Genomic DNA, 18,025 nt, shown 5'->3' on the forward strand with positions numbered 1-18,025 from the left:
TAAACGGCAGCCAGGGTCGACATTGAAGCCACTCGCTGTCTATACACCAGCTTTGGAAGAAGGATATGAGATTTGGGATAAACTATCTGATCAACCTTTGAATTTAAACGGTTATCAGCCGATGAATTATGATCGAAAGTATCGAGGCCAGGTAAGCATGTATAATGCGGTTAAGGACTCCTTAAATGTTCCTCCAGTATGGCTTTTGAATAAAATTGGAATGAATGATGGGTATAATGCAGTAGAGCGGTTCGGAATCCCACTAACAAACAATGATTTTTCACCTAGCTTAGCATTGGGTGGGATGAGTGAGGGCGTTTCCCCTTTGATAATGGCGGAAGCTTACACTGTGTTTGCCAATGATGGAATAAAGGTGGATGCACACTCGATTCAAAGAATTGAGGACCCTGATGGAGTTGTCATTGGCGAATGGAAGCAGAGAACAACGAACGTTACAAATGCGGCCATTGCACAGAAAATGACCTATATGCTCAAAGGGGTAGTTGAGGAAGGGACAGGTACAAAGGCCCAAGTAGAGGGTTTAGACGTTGCAGGGAAAACTGGTTCTACTCAGCTCCCTTTTGCCAATTCAACTGGAACTAAGGACCACTGGTTTGTGGGTTTTACTCCCGAGATTGTAGGGGCGGTTTGGCTTGGTTATGATCAAACTGATGAAAATCACTATTTGATTGGTTCAAGTGGTGCTACTTCACCAAAGCTTTTTAAAGAAATTATTTCTGGTTCTATTTCGGAATTTTCCCGAGAAAAATTCAACCTGACTGCGATTGATAAACAAATGGAGAAGCATTTAAAGGAAGAAGAAAAGCAGCGGAAAAATGCTAAAAAGCGCAACCAGAATCAATATACGGACAACGATGACGAAGAAGATAAAAACGATAAGAAGGATAGAAAAAATAGGGAAAAAGAAGCTAAGAAAAACGAGAAAAATAAGGATAAAGAAGAGAAGCAAAATGGTAAAGGGAACGGTAAAGGAGGCAAGGAAGATAAGGATAAGGACGATGATGACAATGATTAAATAAATTAGAGGGGACGGCTCCACTATTTTTTTAGCGGTCCCGTCCTTTAAGTTTACAAAGATTACTTCATATCACTAATTTTTATATTAAAGATAAGCAGCAATGAAACGATGATGATGATCGAAAGCAGCCAAGCAAGCAATGGAGTTCTATGGTGAATCGGTAATATTATAAAAATTATCGCAGTAAATATAACTGACCATCCATAACTCCAACCGTTATGGTAAGTAATAAAACCAAACTTAAAGTTGAAATATTCTGCAGTTAAAAAAATACCTGACCATAAAAGAAACCATAATCCCCGTTTAATCCAACCATTAGGGAACCTCCCTATGTAGATTAATACAGTTGCAGAATAGGTCACAACCATGGCCAATAGGGTAATCATAGTATGATTAGGCAACACAAGATCATGAAATAACCACATTGATTTTTTGTATAGTAAAAAATTGTATAACAAATCCCCAATAATCAGAAAAAGAATTGTTGGATAATACAACCGCCAATTTCTCCAGTCCCCCCACTTATATCCCATTGCAATATATATTAAATTTATGAAAATATACATAACACCAATCCTTTAGTATAAGTATTATTATATTTTCCAATAGTTTGGTTTTTTACCAAAATAGTTAGGTGATGTTTGTAATAATATGTACCTCTTTTTGTGAAAATAAATGTGATACAAGTAATAGATTATTTTTTTATGGGTCGCTCAAGGGTTAAGATTTCTTCTTCTATTGAGGCAAATTGTTGCTCAACGACCATTTTGACGTCTTGAACAGCTGCATTATAAAAGTGTGGTGCAAGTGTTTCCTTAACAAAATCCAGAACTCTTTCTGCTGCAAATTCAGAAATTTCCTCATCACGATCTTGAGAGAAAAAGGTTTGTATGGCTGAAATCATCATTTGTTGTTGTTCTTTTGTTAATTTATAAAACATCATTACTCTCCTTTTTGTTGAAATTTATTGAATATCGTTATAAAGGCTATATTTTTCGAATATATAAGTCAAGGAAGAAAAAATAACAAAAAATAAATTTTTGTAGAAATATGTAGTTATAGAATTTGACTTTTTTCGTATTTATCAGTGAACGATCGCTCAGTATGTAGTAAAATATAATTAATCGATAAAATTCGAGTACATCTTCACAGGGGGAAAAAGGTGAATAATCTACTAAAAAATGACTTTAGACTTTTTGCATTAAATTCCAATCAAGAGCTTGCAGCAGAAATGGCCCAGTTGTTGGGCTGTAGATTGGGTGAATGCTCCGTAACACAATTTAGTGATGGAGAAATTCAAATTAATATCGATGAAAGTGTACGTGGTTGTGATGTATATGTTGTTCAATCAACTTCACAGCCAGTAAATACGCATTTGATGGAGCTATTGATCATGGTCGATGCCTTGAAAAGAGCTTCAGCGCGAGAAATCAATTGCGTAATTCCTTATTTTGGCTATTCACGCCAGGATCGCCAAGCACGTCCACGTGAACCGATTACAGCCAAACTAGTTGCGAACCTTTTGGAAGCTGCCGGAGCAACACGGGTTATAACAATTGACCTTCATTCTCCACAGCTACAAGGATTTTTTGACATTCCGGTTGATGAATTGCGTGGTGCTCCAATCCTTGCTCATTACTATGAAGAAAAAGAATTGGATGACATTGTTGTTGTTGCACCGCACAAAGGCAGCGTGACCAGAGCGCGGAAAATGGCCAGTGAACTACATACACCGCTAGCTTTAATTGATAAGCGGGAACCTGAGCCTGATTCATCTGAAGAAATAGAAATCAACATCATCGGCCAAGTTGAGGGAAAAGTTGCGATTTTAGTGGATGATTTAATAAATACCGCTGATACTATCACAAATGCAGCGCATGCGCTGATAAACGCGGGGGCTAAAGAGGTTTATGCCTGTGTAACACATGCCGTTTTCCTTGAATCAGCAATTGTAAAAATCGAAGAATCGCCTATTAAAGAGCTTGTTTTTACGAATTCCATTAAATTATCTGATGATAAAAAGCTTGCAAAAATGACAACGCTGTCAGTAGCGCCGTTGCTCGTTGAGGCCATTCGACGCATTCATAATGAAGATCCAGTCAGCCCATTATTTGAATTTAGTTATCATTTATAAAACTATAACAGGATACGCTTTTCATTTGTCGAAGAGCGAATCCTGTTTTTTTATCTAAGGATTTTATCATTATGAAGGTAGATACGTATGAATGGACGATCCCTTTGGGAAAATAACTTACATAAACTTATCTCTTAAAGGGTCGGTGGAAAATGGAGAAACAAAATATTCTTTTTAATTTGGACGATACTTTAGCATACTGCAATCGATATTTTAACACAGTCGTTGAAAGGTTTATCGACCAAATGAGTATTTGGTTTGATACTTTGACCAGAGAAGATATTAGACAGAAGCAACTTGAATTTGACTTAGATGCTATTTCTGTACACGGCTTAGCGTCAAATCGCTTCCCAGAATCGTTTGTTAAAACGTATAAATATTACTGTGAAAAATACGGAAAAGAAAAATATAAATCTGAAATTGATTATTTAAGAGAATTGGGTTTTTGGGTTTTTGAAATTCCAGTAGAACCGATCCCATATATGAATGAAACACTGAGTACCTTAAAGGATGCTGGTCATGAATTATATTTGCACACGGGTGGAGACGAGGCAAATCAACTAAGAAAAATTTCACAGCTAGAAATTACAACCTATTTTGAACATAGAATCTTCATCTCTGAACATAAAGATACAACCGCGCTATCGGATATCTTAAAAACGATTGATGCAGATCCATATAAAACTTGGATGGTTGGAAATTCCTTAAGAACAGATATCTTACCAGCACTAAAAATGGAAATTAATGCGATTTATATTCCAGCCGAATCTGAATGGAAGTACAACGAAGTTGAAGTTGATGTTGAACCCAAAAGAGCATACTTTCAATTAAATTCACTCCGCGAGGTACCAGATGCGATTCATCAATATGTAGTTGATGAAAGCTATTATTGATTGGTGCAATGGATGTCAAGGATAGAATTGGATAGGAAAATCGAAATGTAATAATATATATTCACCACAAGTCGTCATGAATATGATGGCTTGTTTTTTTGCTTAATTGTAGTAAAAAAAGCGAGAATGTTACCAGTAAATTTACAATTATTATGTTGTATTTATGAATGTATTAGTGTACTATTTGGATAGTACACTAATACATTCATAAAGGAGAAACGTAAATGAGTCCTTTACACGGATTGCTTAAAAAAGATTTTCGGATTTCCAGAATCTTATTTTTGACCTGGGTCGGAGCAGTCTTGCTGATGATGATTATTGGCGTCGCTATTTCGGCATATACAGTCCAACCAGCTGGGACCTATCCAGTTATTGTTATGATAACGCTTGGGCATTTCGTATTTGCACCAGTGATGATGTTCGTAATATTAAACATTGAAGCTAAAAATCAGCTATGGCTTTATACTTCACAGAGTGGTGCACATTTGCTTCTATCAAAGCTGATTGTCATCCTTTCATATCAATTTGTCACTCAGATATTCCTTACGATTTTTTCTGGTTTTAGCTTGTATTGGTATGGAAAATCAGTATATAACCAACTAAGTTTAGCAGATTTTGCACAATCAATTGCCGTTATTAATTTCGGACTATTAATAATGGGGCTATATTTCGCTTGTTGGTTAACCTTTTATTGGACACTTTTTCAAAGCTTAAAACAAAGGATTAGTAGCAAGCTCATCCGCTCGATTTTAGTCCTTCTTATTATGGCGAGCTATAACATCATTGAATCACTTATCTTGAGAATTGAGGGGTTAAAAGATTTTATTTTCAAGTATAGATTGGACGTTTTTTCGGATGGTATTCTCCGATTTGAGGATGACAATTGGAATGTAATTCTCGGTGTAACGGAAGTACCGGTGATTCCTCTTGTGCATTTCATCATTTTAACCATTTTACTATTTTTCATTTCGGCAAAAGTCCTTGAGCGGAAAGTCGAGGTGTGAGTTGTGGTTGAGTTTCAGTCTTCAAAACCAATATATATGCAAATCGTTGATAAGCTCATTATCGAGATTCTTCAAGAAATTCGTAAGGCTGGAGAGAAATTGCCGTCGGTTCGGGAAATGGCAGTCACAATGGGGGTTAATCCTAATACAATCCAAAGAACTTATAGTGAGTTAGAAAGGATGAATATTGTGGAAACCAGAAGAGGACAAGGGACCTTTGTTTGTGAAAACACAGAAATGTTATTGCAAATAAGAGAATCGATGCAGAATGAAATTATCAAGTCGTTTGTCAATCAGATGGAGGAAATCGGCATAAAAAAACGACAAATGATCACACTCCTCCAAAAATACATCGGGGAGGATTATTAAATGGGAATCGTCCTTCAGAATGTTTACAAACAATATGGCAAGACAGAAGCGTTACGAAATATTAATTTTTCCTTTGAAAAAGGGAAGATTTACGGTTTGCTAGGTCCAAATGGGAGCGGCAAATCGACAACATTAAAATTAATGACGGGCTTAGTGTTTCCAGATAATGGTGCTATTTCAATAGATGAAACGCCTGTGACTAGAAAAACTTGTAGCGATGTTGCCTACTTAACTGAGCTTGATATGTTTTACGATGCTTTTACTGTACGAGAAACAGTTGAATACGTTAACAGTCAGTTTACTAATTTTAATATGGAAAAAGCACTTAAGCTCCTAAATGAGTTGAAGCTTGATCCGACTAAAAAGGTTCGTTCCTTGTCAAAAGGTAATCGGGGAAGATTGAAATTAGTGACGACGCTTGCTCGAGATACAGAGGTTATCCTACTTGATGAACCATTTTCTGGTTTGGATCCGATGGTAAGGGATTCAATTGTGAAAAGCTTATTGAAATTTATTGATTTTGAAAACCAAATCATTGTGATTGCAACCCATGAAATTAACGAAATTGAGCCTCTATTAGACGAAGCTATTGCACTTATTAATGGAGACATAATAGGTCATGTAAATGTAGAGGAGCTCCGGGAGAATCAAGGATTATCGGTGTTGAAATGGTTTAAGGAATTATCTATCAAGTTTGAGGAGGGACATCTATGAGCACTTATTAGCATTAGAGAATGTAAAGAAAACGATTAATGGAAAAGAAATCATTAAAGGCTTGAGCTTTACGGTTAACGAAGGGGAGGTTTTTGGCTTCCTAGGTCCAAATGGTGCAGGTAAAACCACAACAATTCGGATGATCGTTGGGTTGATGCGACTAAGTGAAGGCGATATTATCGTAAACGGTAAAAGCATCAAGAAGGATTTTGAGGGGGCAGTTAGGCAAATTGGGGCAATTGTAGAAAACCCTGAAATGTATAAATTTTTAACTGGCTATCAAAATCTACTTCAGTATGCTCGCATGCATGAAGGAGTTTCGAAAGCTAAAATTGATGAAGTTGTAAAGCTCGTAGGTCTTGAAGCGAGAATACATGACAAAGTTAAAACCTATTCACTCGGAATGAGACAGCGCCTTGGTCTCGCGCAGTGCATATTGCATGATCCAAAGTTATTAATCCTTGATGAACCAACGAATGGATTAGACCCTGCTGGTATAAAGGAAATTCGCGACCACTTAAGAATGCTGGCTCGTGATAAAGGAATGAGTGTCATTGTTTCTAGTCATCTACTTTCAGAAATGGAATTAATGTGTGATCGAATTGCGATTATTCAAAGTGGTGAGTTAATTGATATTCAACAGGTCAATGATTTTGTTCAACAGGAACAGATAAACTATGAATTTGAAACAGGTCCGCTTAATGAGATTGTTTCCTGGCTTCAAGATAAATGGAAGGCGAAAATGACGAACAAAGGTTTTGTTATACAGGCCACTAGAGAAGATATTCCTAATATTGTGCGGGAGTTAATTCACAATGAAGTTGATGTGTTTTCTGTAGAAGCGATTTCGAAATCTTTAGAAGATCGATTCTTAGAAATCACTACGAGATTGGGGAGTGAAGCATAATGGGAAAATTAATCGTGAATGAATGGGCGAAGCTTTTTAGGAGAACAGGGACACTTGTAATGGTTGGCTTAGTGATCCTTTTAGTAATGGGGGTTGCTGGTGTCTACAAATATGACGAAATTAAAAATCCTCCCCAAGAGAATCCAAAATGGAAAGAAGCGCTTCAGCAGCAAATAAAGGATGATACCATTGCCCTTAAAGGAGTTGGCAAAGCCAATGCGAACATGAAAATGTACTATGAGCGCGCGATTGCAGTTAATAAATACAAAGTTGAGCACAACATTGCTCCAGAATCAGAAAAACATGTTTGGGTGTTTGTTCGGGACGCGGAACAAATCATTAGTTTTGTCGGGATATTTGTCATTGTTGTCGCTGCTGGAATGGTATCTTCTGAATTTTCATGGGGTACAGTGAAGCTCCTATTAATACGGCCAATAAGCCGTACAAAAATATTATTATCAAAATATTTAACGGTATTGCTATTTGGACTCACGTTATTGGCCACTCTATTTGTTTTTTCCTGGATTGCAGGTGCAATTTTCTTTGGCTTTCCGGAGGGTAACATTTCTCATTTAGCCTATTTTGATGGTGAAGTTGTCGAACGGAGTTTGGTTGTACAACTCATTGTGGAGTATTTATTAAGTTCGATTGACTTATTAATGCTGGCAACGATGGCATTTATGATTTCAGCTGTATTCCGCAATAGTAATTTAGCAATTGGAATTGCCTTATTCCTGATGTTTATGGGGCAGACAGCAACAATGCTCCTTGCAACAAAATTTGAGTGGGCCAAGTATATTTTATTCGCAAATACTAATTTAACTATGTATTTCGATGGAGTCCCACCAATCGAATCGATGACATTGACGTTTTCAATTGTCATGCTCATTGTGTACTATCTTGTGTTTCAAGTGTTGGCGTTTACGGTATTTGCTAAGCGTGACGTTGCTTCATGATAAAAATAGTGAATGGGTCGGGTGCATGTTGCGCACCCGATTTTTTGTGATTTCTTGTAATGTTATTGGAAGGGAAAAAATTGGGTTTTGTTGGGAGAATTGACGAAAAGTAAAATGATGTGTCTTAATATTTATAATTATTTTATAATTAATAGAGTGATGGGTCATACACGAGACTAATTGGCTACTTATTTTTCCAGCACTGTATAAAAAGAAGGGGTCAATGAGGCCGAATGGCTACTTAATTTTCAAGCACTGTATAAAAAGAAGGTGCCAATGAGGCCGATTGGCTATTTAATTTTCTAGCACTGAATAAAAAGAAGGGGTCAATGAGGCCGATTGGCTATTTAATTTTCTAGCACTGTATTAAAAGAAGGTGCCAATGAGGCTGATTGGGTACTTAATTTTCAAGCCCAACAAAAAATGAGGTGTCAATACATTATTCAGTAACAAAAAAAGGAGATTGTACATATGAAAAAGGTAAATATATTAAAGACAATTACGGATTGCGGAATCGTCGCAATTATTCGCACTGAATCAAAAGAAGAGGCTGTTAAGATATTTGATGCACTAGTAGCAGGTGGAATCAAGAGCATTGAGATTTCCTATACAACACCGGGAGCAAATGAGGCAATTCAGGCAATTGCTGCTCAATATGGCAATTCAAGCGAAGTCGTTGTTGGAGCAGGTACAATTTTAGATGCAGAAACAGCAAGGATTGCGATTTTAGCCGGAGCACAATTTATTGTAAGTCCGACCTTCGATGCTCAGACAGCTAAACTTTGTAATTTATATCAAGTACCATATTTGCCTGGATGTATGACGGTAACGGAAATGAAAACCGCACTAGAATATGGTGTGGACATTATTAAATTGTTCCCAGGTAATATGTTTAGCCCGGAATTTGTACGGGCAGTTAAAGCTCCGCTCCCACAGGTCAATATTATGCCAACAGGTGGAGTGCGCCTTGAAAATATTGCCGACTGGTTCAAAAATGGTTCTGTCGCAGTTGGAATTGGCGATAGTTTAATTGCACCAGCAAAACTAGGAGATTATGAAAAAGTAAGCCAAATTGCTAGTCAATATTTATTAAAGGTTCAAGAAGCAAGGCATTAATCATTGTAGAGGTAATTATTGGAAACCCCTCAATAAAAGAGTTATAATTGTCTTATACAAGTACATTATTAACCTTTGGACATTTTTGTTAAGGAGGGGCATTGTAAAATGAAATATCCTGACACGCTTATTGGCTTAGGTTTGATCATTTTGAGTGTATCACTACTATTAAATTTAACACTTGATGTTCCAGCGTACATTACTGGAATTGGTATGCTTATTGGAATGGCCATTGAATTATACGGATTATCATTATTCAAAAATCATCATAAACCTCGGTAAAAATACAAAAGTAAAAATCATATATTGTTAGATTTAGGGCAATTTATCCTATTTGTAGTAGTGGATAAATTGCCCCCTTTTTTTGTATTGAAAGTAGCTTGCAATATACATTTTTATCCAAAACTGGTTGACAATATTGGATTACGCTTGTAATATCAATTATAGATTACGTTTGTAATATCGGAGGTATATATTAAATGACAAAAAATCTTCCTAAAATTTCAGATGCGGAAATGGAAATAATGAAAGTTCTCTGGACAAAATCTCCACAAACCGCAAATGAAATCATCGAACACCTAGAGCCTATGATGGATTGGAAGCCAAAAACCATCCGTACACTGATTAACAGATTAGTGCAAAAGGAAGCAGTTTCCTATCATCAGGAGAAAGGCAGTATGTATGCCTATTTTCCGTTAGTATCTCAAGAAAGCTATCTTCAAGTTGAAACAAAATCGTTATTAAACAGATTTTATGGTGCGGCCTTAAAACCGTTGCTAGTAAACTTTCTAAAAGAAGAAAAATTATCGCCTGAAGACATTAACGAACTAAAACGCATCTTAGAAGAAAAGTCAGAAGAGGTAAATAGGAAGGACCAGTAGCAATGAAAGACATTTTTATGAATCATTACTTTTTGCAACTTTTTGACTGGATTATTGAAACATCCATTTATGCTAGCTTGCTAGTCTGTCTAATTTTAATTATTAAAACTTTATTAAAAAGTAGGCTGTCACCCCGGTGGCATTATCTTCTGTGGTTTGTATTAATAGTCAGAATGATAGTTCCTTGGTCACCACTGGATTTTAGTATTTACTCATTTTTACCAAAAGAAACTGAAATAGTGACAGGGGAAAATGAAACTGAAGTTGCGCCAAAAAATGGATCAGTACCTGAATTGAGTAAACCTAGTTCAAATCAAGGTGTAGATGAAAACCTTTTTGAGACTAGTAACTTGCCTGTCCCAAAGGAACTGAATAGTGAAACTATAACTACGCAAAATGAGAAAAAAGAAACGCCGATTTCCATATATAATGTGGCCTATGTCATTTGGTTAGCGGGAGTTTTGATATTTAGCATTGGGACTTATTTAATAAATAGAAAGCTACATAACTACATTAAGCATAAGCCGGTGGTTACGGACAATCGTGTATTAACCATACTTCAGAATTGTAAGAAGTCAATGTCGATAAAGCGCTCTATCCCATTACAATTATCTGGAAATATCTCAAGTCCCACGGTTCTTGGTTACTTTCGTCCGAAAATACTTATTTCAAATTTGTTAATCAATCAATTAACTGATCAACAATTGCAGCATATCTTTTTGCATGAATTATCACATATCAAACGTCGTGATGTTGGTGTTAATTGGCTCATGCATATTTTACTCATCCTAAATTGGTTTAATCCGATTCTTTGGTGGGCCTACTACTGTATGCGGGAGGATCAAGAGCTTGCCTGCGATGCGTATGCACTGACCTTTATGGCTGATGACGAAAAACTTTCCTATGGAAATACAATCATCAGTCTCTTAGAAAAATACGCAAAATACTATCAAACACCAAGTTTAGCAAATTTAAGTAGGAATAAACGTAGTATAAAGAGGAGAATTATTTTGATTAAAAAATTCGAAAAAAAATCGTACCGCTGGTCAGCTCTCGGTATTTTTACGATCATAATTGTTTCAGTTTTTTCCTTAATTAATACACAAGCACAGGGCTCAAATGAGAAGCATGAGGAAGCGACTAAAACTAAAGAATCAACACAAAATGAAAAGAATGGCTCAATCTACACTCCACCTATAAAGAAAGAGTCGTATGAGGAAATGTCGAAAGAAGAGGTAGTATTTAAACTATTAAATACAGTGGACTATTTTCACACCGCGGTAGGGAAATTTGAAAGTCGTGATCAATATAATGGAGAATCGACAGGAACAGTAAAGTTCGAATTCCAAATTAGTAATAAGGATGTAATTGGTGGATACGAAAAATATATGCATGTCCCTGATGAAAATCTTGAAATAACTAGCGTACAAAATGTAGAAGAATATTATAATGATAAAACTTTATGGACATTAAACCCAGATAGGATGATTTATCAAATACATGATTATAAGGTTGAGCCCAAAAAGGAAAAGGTTACACCAGAAGACGCTTTTTCAATTGAACTAAATAAAATTTACGATTCAAGGGATAAGTTTAGAGAAAGACCTCCAATAGGAATTGCATCTGGGACGATCTTTCCTTATGAGGAAACATCCAAGTATTTAAGATTTACAAACCTATGGGAAATTGAGAATCAGAACGAAAAGCTGCTTGGGCATAATACAATTGTTTTATTTGGAAAAATTGATAACAGTATCATTAATGATATGCAACCAGATGTAAGAGCGTTTCGTTTTTGGGTAGATAAAGATACTGGATTTTTATTAAAACGTGAAATTTACAATGACAAGGGGGACATCATCAGTTATCTTCACCCAGAAAGTTTGTCTGTAAATGTTCCGATTAACAAAACACAATTCGTACCAGCATTGAAAGATTATCAAGAATTAAAATTGGGCGAGCTTCCATATAAAGACAAAAGAGAGAAAGATATAGAGGTTATTGAACATGCAGATAATAAGAAGGAAGAGGTGGAAGATGTAGTTAAAATAATTCGAACTAAAGTCCCGTCATTATTTGAATTTTCAAATCCAGACCTGCAACTTTTCTCTGCTAGTCTGGAAAAATATAAAAAATATTATCATGCGTACTTTGTTTATTACTACAATAAAGATGTTGAAGATGATCATATTTCCCGTGTGATTTATGTAAGATCCTATCACAAAAAATCTGTTGTGAAATCAATTGGTGATTTTGGAACTGACAGAGGAAACAAACTCGAAACATTCGAGTTCAATGGTATCAAATGGAGTGCGTATGAAGTAAAGAATACTCCAGATATCCACCTGATTGGGAGTTTAGGTGACTATAAATACGAAATGGTTTTACAAGGAATTAGTTTAGATGAAACAAAAGGACTATTGCCAACGTTTGTAAAGATTACTGAGTAACAAATTAGGGTGCGAATACTTTTCATTGGTATTCGCACTTTTCTTTTTTTAAGACTTCCCAGTATTAAACGGTTTACAGGTTAAATTTTCCAATTTGTGTGTTAATATGTAATTATTATTTTAGAAGAGGTGAGTTAAGTTGAGTCAAGTTGAGAGTAGCAGCAAGTTGGATTTGGAAAGGATTGTTTTCATCGGGAGAACCTTTGAGGAGTATATGGCGATGTTCTCACTACCTGAGGATGAATTAAAAAGTAAGACGATTCTTGATTGTCCAGCCGGAGCCTGTTCATTTAGTGCTGTGGGCAATAGAAAAGGTTTTGACATAACAGCTTGTGATATTGCTTATTATCACGACATTAGTGACTTGAAAAGTAAAGGTTTGTTAGATATCGAACACGCAATGGGAAAAATGAGGTTTTCCCAAAAGAATTATCGTTGGAATTATTTTCGCGATATTGAAGGTCTAAGAAAACATCGCTTAAGTGCACTTCATAATTGTGTTGACGATATGATGAATAGGTGTGAACGGTACATTCCTGTTATTTTACCGTCCTTACCATTTGATGATGACCAATTCGACGTTGTCCTCTCCGCACATTTTCTATTTATGTATGGGGATCGCTTAGATTACCAGTTTCACCAGGATACATTAAATGAGTTATTACGTGTTGCGAAGGAGGAAGTGCGAATTTTCCCACTCGTTGATCTTAGCGGACAAAGGTATGCAGATTTAGATAAATTAATTCATGATCTATCCAAAAGTGGGTATACTTGCGAGGAAGAAACTGTAAGATATGAATTTCAATTAAATGCTAACTCTATGCTAAAAATAAGTAAATAATCATCCTTAACATAAGTAGATTGGGAGGAAGCTAGTAAGATGCTAGAGTGTAAGAATATCAATGAGGTAAGAGAAAATATTGATAACCTCGATCGACAAATAGTAAAGTTAATAAGTGAAAGAAGTAAATTTGTTGAGCAAGCTGCAAAATTCAAGACCGACACCGATGATGTAAAAGCCCCCGAACGAGTTGAGGCCGTTATTCAAAAAGTTAAGGCCATTGCAGAAAAAAACGATGTTAATCCCCAAATTATTGAACAAGTATACAGAACGATGATAACTTGTTTTATCAATGAAGAATTAATTCATCATTCAAAAATAAATAACAAACAATGATAAAAATGCTCAGAGCTCCGTGTTCTGAGCATTTTTGTGTGAGATTTTCAAATTAGAAAATCTAGTGGAAAAGTCAAAGGATTGGTAACAAAAAATCGCGTCCATGTTTAAAAACTGTTACCAATAACCTCTATTGATAACAAATCACACTACATATTATAAGAAACTGTTACCAATCAGCCCTATTGGTAACAAAAATCGAAATTATTTCTATCAAATTGTTACCAACAGATAATATTGATAACCTAACTACGATTACCACATCCCATCAGTAACCAATCTACCAAAACCACTCCTCAAACAACAAAAAATCAACCTCGCACACCCCGGGTAACCCTTAGTCCCGATAATATATTAAAAAAGTATAGATGATATTAAAAGAGTGCTAGTGATAACGCTTTCACGAAAGCGCATACAAGCTATAATTAGCCTTGTAAGACAAATTACTAGCCTTGAAAGGGGAATACAGATGAAAAAAAGCTTGAAAACAATTTCTCTAATGATTGCTGCAATCATGTTCGCACTAATTATTACTGGTTGCGGTAATAGTAGTGATAGCAAGATTAGCGTAGGGATCGTTCTTCCAACAAAAGATGAGCCAAGATGGGTTCAAGACGAACAACGCTTCAAGGATGCTCTAGATGGTACGGACTATACTACAGAGATTTTGTTCAGCCAAGGTTCTTCTGCTAAGGAAAAAGAAAACGTTGAAACATTAATCAACAAAGGTATCGAAGTTTTAATTATTTGTCCTCAAGATGGTGATGCTGCTGCAGCTGCAGTTGAAGCTGCTAAAAAAGAGGGAATTACAGTTATCTCTTATGACCGTCTAATCACAAATACTGATGCTGTTGATTACTATGTAACTTTTGACAGCCTTGCAGTTGGTGCCGCTCAAGCTCAATATTTAGTTGACAACGTTGAAGGAACAAACGTACCGTTATACCTTTATGCTGGTGCTGCTTCTGATAACAATGCATTCTTATTCTTCGAAGGTGCTTGGAGCGTGCTTCAACCAAAAATCGCTGATGGCACATTCAAAATCGCTAACTCTAAAGAAGCTGAAAGCTTAAAAGATAAAGCTGATCTCTCACGTGACCAATTAGGTAAAATCATCGGCCAGGTTACAACAAACTGGGAGCCAAGTGATGCGAAAAACAAAGCTCAAACTCACTTAACTGCTGCAAGCGATGACTTAAAAGGTAATGTAGCTATCCTTGCTCCAAATGATGGCACTGCTCGTTCAATCGCTGATGTATTTGGTACTGACAAAGCGGTTTCAAGCTTTGTTATTACAGGTCAAGATGCTGAAAAAGCTTCTATCCAGTACATCATTGATGGCAAGCAATCTATGACAGTATTCAAGGATGTTCGTACTCTAGTTAAAGATGCGATGGATATGGCCGTTAAGATCCTTGATGGTGATAAGCCGGAAACAACTGGTTCTTACGACAATGGAAACAAAGATGTAAAAGCAAAACAAACTGATGTTATCGTAGTGGACAAAGACAATGTTAAGAAAGAACTTATCGAGTCTAAGTACTACAAAGAAAGCGAATTCACTGGTTTGAAATAAGAAAACATAGGTAGTTTAAGGAATAGTGATAGAGCATCTATCACTATTCCTTCATTGTAAGTTGGTGTGTTAAGGAGGGATCTTGGATGAGCGAGTATATCTTGGAAATGAATCAAATTTCTAAAGAGTTCACAGGTGTCAAAGCACTTAGCAATGTTAATTTTAAAGTGAAAAAAGGCGAGATTCACTGCTTAATTGGGGAGAATGGTGCTGGGAAATCAACATTGATGAAGGTGCTAAGCGGTGTTTATTCATATGGAACGTATGAGGGCGATATTGTATTTGAAGGTAAAGTTCAAAAGTTTAACAAAATTAACGATAGTGTCAATACCGGTATTGTGATTATTTATCAAGAGTTGGCATTGTTTCCTGATTTGACAGTCTATGAAAATATTTATGCGGGTAATGAAGTGAAGCGCGGAGCATTTATTGATTGGAATAAGACAATTGTTCAGTCTAAGCAAATGCTTGAAAAAGTAAAGCTAAAAGTAAATCCTGAAACATTGGTAAAAGAGTTAGGCGTTGGTAAACAACAGTTAGTCGAAATCGCTAAAGCATTGAGTAAAAACGTAAAGCTACTTATTTTGGACGAGCCGACTGCGGCACTAAATGAAGACGACAGTGAAAACCTGTTGGAGCTGTTGCGAGAACTTAAAAAGCAGGGAATTACCTGTATAATGATTTCACATAAGCTTAAGGAAGTTATTTCCATCGCGGATAAAGCGACAGTTTTACGTGATGGTCAAACCATTTGTACACTTGATAAGGCAAAGGGTGAAATTTCTGAAAGCATCATAATTAAGAACATGGTCGGTCGAGAGATTGATGATATATATCCGAAACGTAATAATAAACAATTTGGTGAGAAGATTTTAGAACTCCATAAATGGTCTGCCTACGATCCGCAGTTAGGTCGTAAAGTTGTAAAAGATGTTGACCTGCATGTGAAAAAAGGTGAGATTGTTGGAATTGCTGGCTTGATGGGCTCGGGACGAACAGAGCTTGCGCTAAGTATATTTGGTAATCCTAAATCCTATAAGCTGCAAGGTGATTTAGTTTTAGAGGGTTCTTCGCGAAGCTTGCCACATACGCGTGATGCGATAAAAGCTGGAATCGCTTATGTGACGGAGGACCGAAAAGGCGACGGACTATTCTTGATTCAGGATATCAAAAATAATATATCTGCTGCCAATCTCCATGGGATTGCTAAAAGTGGAATTATCAATAGTAATGAAGAAATTAATATCGCAAATAGCTATAAGACATCTATGAATATTAAAGCGCCTTCGATTGAACAAATTGTTGGCAATTTAAGTGGTGGTAACCAGCAGAAGGTGAGCTTAGGGAAGTGGCTGTTTGTAGGACCGAAGTTGTTAATATTAGATGAACCAACACGAGGCATTGACGTTGGGGCAAAATTTGAAATTTATACTATCATGAACAAGCTGATAAGTGAAGGCATGAGCATTATCATGATTTCCTCAGAGCTCGGTGAAGTACTTGGTATGAGCGATCGAATTTATGTTATGGCAGAGGGTAAAATCAAGGGTGAGCTATCGGTAGATGAGGCCAACCAAGAAAATATTATGGAACTTGCAACGCAATAGGAGGTTAAAACCTATGGGGTTTTTCAGTGAAGTCAAAACGATGGTTAAAGAAAATATTCGTGATTATGGAATGTACATCGCGCTATTAGTCATTATCCTCACATTTTCAATCATGACAGATGGGCTATTTATGTCATCCCGTAATATTAGTAATCTACTAGATTCTACGGGTTATATTGCCGTATTAGCAGTTGGTATGACTCTTGTAATTGTCATCCGACATATCGATTTATCGGTTGGGTTCGTTGCCGGGTTCCTCGGCGCGATTGCAGCGATTCTTCTTACGCAAGTGGGAGTACCCGTGTATTTCACAATACCTATTATCCTTATACTTGGTATTTTAATCGGCCTCTTAAACGGTTTCTTAGTGGCAAAAATCGGGATTCCCGCTTTCGTGGCAACTTTAGCCGGTTGGTTATTCTTCCGTGGCGCTCTCCTTCAGGTTACTGAAAAAACAGGAACAATCATCATTAAGGATGAAAACTTTAACGCAATTGGAAATGGCTTTATCCCATCACTTGTTCAAATTAATGGCTTACACTTACTTTCATTAATTTTAGGTGCATTATTTATCGTATTTTATATTTATAGTGAAGTATCAACGCGTCGAAACAATATAAAGTATAATTTTGATGTTGTTTCAAAAGGAATCTTTACATTAAAATTAGTCCTTGTTTCTGCTCTTATTGCCTATGTAACTTGGATTTTAGCAGGCTATAACGGCTTCTCTTGGACAGTGGTAATTATACTTCTAGTGACAGTAATATATTATTTCCTTACAACCAAAACCGTTATTGGTCGCCATATTTATGCAGTTGGTAGTAACCCTGAAGCTGCTCACCTTAGCGGTATTAACGTTAAGAGAATCACATATTTTGTGTTCGGTTCAATGGGTATGCTTGCTGCGCTATCTGGTATTCTATTTACTTCACGTCTCCAATCTGCTACGACAACTGCTGGAACATTGTTCGAGCTTGACGCAGTTGCAGCAGCGTATGTTGGTGGAGTATCTTCTGCCGGTGGAGTTGGTAAAGTAACTGGAGCTATTATTGGTGCAGTTGTAATGGCTTCTCTTTCAAGTGGGATGAATCTACTTGGAGTAGGGATTTCCTATCAATATATGATTCGCGGTGGCGTATTAGCCGGAGCAGTAATTTTTGACGTAATGACTCGTAAAGCAAGAGCTTAACAGAATTTTACAT

At 36.4% G+C, this 18,025-nt stretch carries 19 protein-coding genes; 17 read left to right on the plus strand and 2 right to left on the minus strand.

What is annotated here, in order from left to right:
* Positions 1-1,036, plus strand: a 1,036-nt coding sequence (locus FXW34_RS17975; protein ID WP_281292947.1) for a transglycosylase domain-containing protein, incomplete at its 5' end; no start/stop codon positions are given.
* Between the two features lie 62 nt (positions 1,037-1,098).
* Here FXW34_RS17975 and FXW34_RS17980 read toward each other — a convergent pair.
* Positions 1,099-1,605, minus strand: a complete 507-nt coding sequence (locus FXW34_RS17980; RefSeq protein WP_342780824.1) for a CBO0543 family protein — start codon at positions 1,603-1,605, stop codon at positions 1,099-1,101.
* Positions 1,606-1,733: 128 nt separating this feature from the next.
* Positions 1,734-1,979 carry a DUF2164 domain-containing protein gene (locus FXW34_RS17985; protein WP_147535443.1) on the minus strand — a complete coding sequence of 82 codons (246 nt, stop codon included), beginning with the start codon at positions 1,977-1,979 and terminating at the stop codon, positions 1,734-1,736.
* 222 nt (positions 1,980-2,201) lie between these two features.
* Here FXW34_RS17985 and FXW34_RS17990 point away from each other — a divergent pair, with 222 nt between their 5' ends.
* The 16 genes from FXW34_RS17990 (at position 2,202) to FXW34_RS18060 (ending at position 18,012) form a co-directional block, all read left to right on the plus strand.
* Positions 2,202-3,173 (plus strand): ribose-phosphate diphosphokinase, encoded by a 972-nt coding sequence (locus FXW34_RS17990; RefSeq protein WP_147535444.1) that lies wholly within the window; start codon positions 2,202-2,204, stop codon positions 3,171-3,173.
* Positions 3,174-3,325: 152 nt separating this feature from the next.
* Positions 3,326-4,066: an HAD family hydrolase gene (locus FXW34_RS17995; RefSeq protein ID WP_147535445.1), complete on the plus strand. Its 741-nt coding sequence runs from the start codon at positions 3,326-3,328 to the stop codon at positions 4,064-4,066.
* 224 nt (positions 4,067-4,290) lie between these two features.
* Positions 4,291-5,070 carry a hypothetical protein gene (locus FXW34_RS18000; protein ID WP_147535446.1) on the plus strand — a complete coding sequence of 260 codons (780 nt, stop codon included), beginning with the start codon at positions 4,291-4,293 and terminating at the stop codon, positions 5,068-5,070.
* Between the two features lie 36 nt (positions 5,071-5,106).
* Entirely contained in the window at positions 5,107-5,439 is a 333-nt protein-coding gene (locus FXW34_RS18005; RefSeq protein WP_147535566.1) for a GntR family transcriptional regulator, read from the plus strand.
* On the plus strand, positions 5,440-6,153 hold the full coding sequence (locus FXW34_RS18010) for an ABC transporter ATP-binding protein (protein WP_147535447.1): 714 nt from the start codon (positions 5,440-5,442) through the stop codon (positions 6,151-6,153).
* On the plus strand, positions 6,134-7,060 hold the full coding sequence (locus FXW34_RS18015; RefSeq protein ID WP_246141171.1) for an ABC transporter ATP-binding protein: 927 nt from the start codon (positions 6,134-6,136) through the stop codon (positions 7,058-7,060). The genes FXW34_RS18010 and FXW34_RS18015 overlap by 20 nt, the downstream gene beginning before the upstream one ends.
* The gene (locus FXW34_RS18020) at positions 7,060-8,016 is read left to right on the plus strand and encodes an ABC transporter permease (protein WP_147535448.1); all 957 of its coding nucleotides are present in this window, start codon (positions 7,060-7,062) and stop codon (positions 8,014-8,016) included. The genes FXW34_RS18015 and FXW34_RS18020 overlap by 1 nt, the downstream gene beginning before the upstream one ends.
* A 471-nt stretch (positions 8,017-8,487) precedes the next feature.
* A complete protein-coding gene (locus FXW34_RS18025; protein WP_147535449.1) occupies positions 8,488-9,132 on the plus strand; it encodes a bifunctional 4-hydroxy-2-oxoglutarate aldolase/2-dehydro-3-deoxy-phosphogluconate aldolase in 645 nt (214 codons plus the stop codon).
* A gap of 108 nt (positions 9,133-9,240) precedes the next feature.
* Positions 9,241-9,414 (plus strand): hypothetical protein, encoded by a 174-nt coding sequence (locus tag FXW34_RS23050; protein WP_187119017.1) that lies wholly within the window; start codon positions 9,241-9,243, stop codon positions 9,412-9,414.
* 197 nt (positions 9,415-9,611) lie between these two features.
* Positions 9,612-10,013: a BlaI/MecI/CopY family transcriptional regulator gene (locus tag FXW34_RS18030; RefSeq protein ID WP_147535450.1), complete on the plus strand. Its 402-nt coding sequence runs from the start codon at positions 9,612-9,614 to the stop codon at positions 10,011-10,013.
* Between the two features lie 2 nt (positions 10,014-10,015).
* Complete coding sequence (locus FXW34_RS18035; RefSeq protein WP_147535451.1) at positions 10,016-12,463, plus strand: M56 family metallopeptidase; 2,448 nt, start codon at positions 10,016-10,018, stop codon at positions 12,461-12,463.
* 139 nt (positions 12,464-12,602) lie between these two features.
* Positions 12,603-13,304: a class I SAM-dependent methyltransferase gene (locus FXW34_RS18040; protein ID WP_147535452.1), complete on the plus strand. Its 702-nt coding sequence runs from the start codon at positions 12,603-12,605 to the stop codon at positions 13,302-13,304.
* 39 nt (positions 13,305-13,343) lie between these two features.
* The gene (locus tag FXW34_RS18045) at positions 13,344-13,640 is read left to right on the plus strand and encodes a chorismate mutase (protein ID WP_147535453.1); all 297 of its coding nucleotides are present in this window, start codon (positions 13,344-13,346) and stop codon (positions 13,638-13,640) included.
* Between the two features lie 469 nt (positions 13,641-14,109).
* The gene (locus FXW34_RS18050; protein WP_147535454.1) at positions 14,110-15,216 is read left to right on the plus strand and encodes a sugar ABC transporter substrate-binding protein; all 1,107 of its coding nucleotides are present in this window, start codon (positions 14,110-14,112) and stop codon (positions 15,214-15,216) included.
* A gap of 86 nt (positions 15,217-15,302) precedes the next feature.
* On the plus strand, positions 15,303-16,823 hold the full coding sequence (locus FXW34_RS18055) for a sugar ABC transporter ATP-binding protein (RefSeq protein WP_147535455.1): 1,521 nt from the start codon (positions 15,303-15,305) through the stop codon (positions 16,821-16,823).
* Positions 16,824-16,836: 13 nt separating this feature from the next.
* Positions 16,837-18,012, plus strand: a complete 1,176-nt coding sequence (locus tag FXW34_RS18060) for a sugar ABC transporter permease (RefSeq protein ID WP_147535456.1) — start codon at positions 16,837-16,839, stop codon at positions 18,010-18,012.
* The last annotated feature ends 13 nt before the right edge of the window (positions 18,013-18,025 follow it).

This window comes from Bacillus marasmi (assembly GCF_902168435.1).
GTDB lineage: Bacteria > Bacillota > Bacilli > Bacillales > Cytobacillaceae > Bacillus_BU > Bacillus_BU marasmi.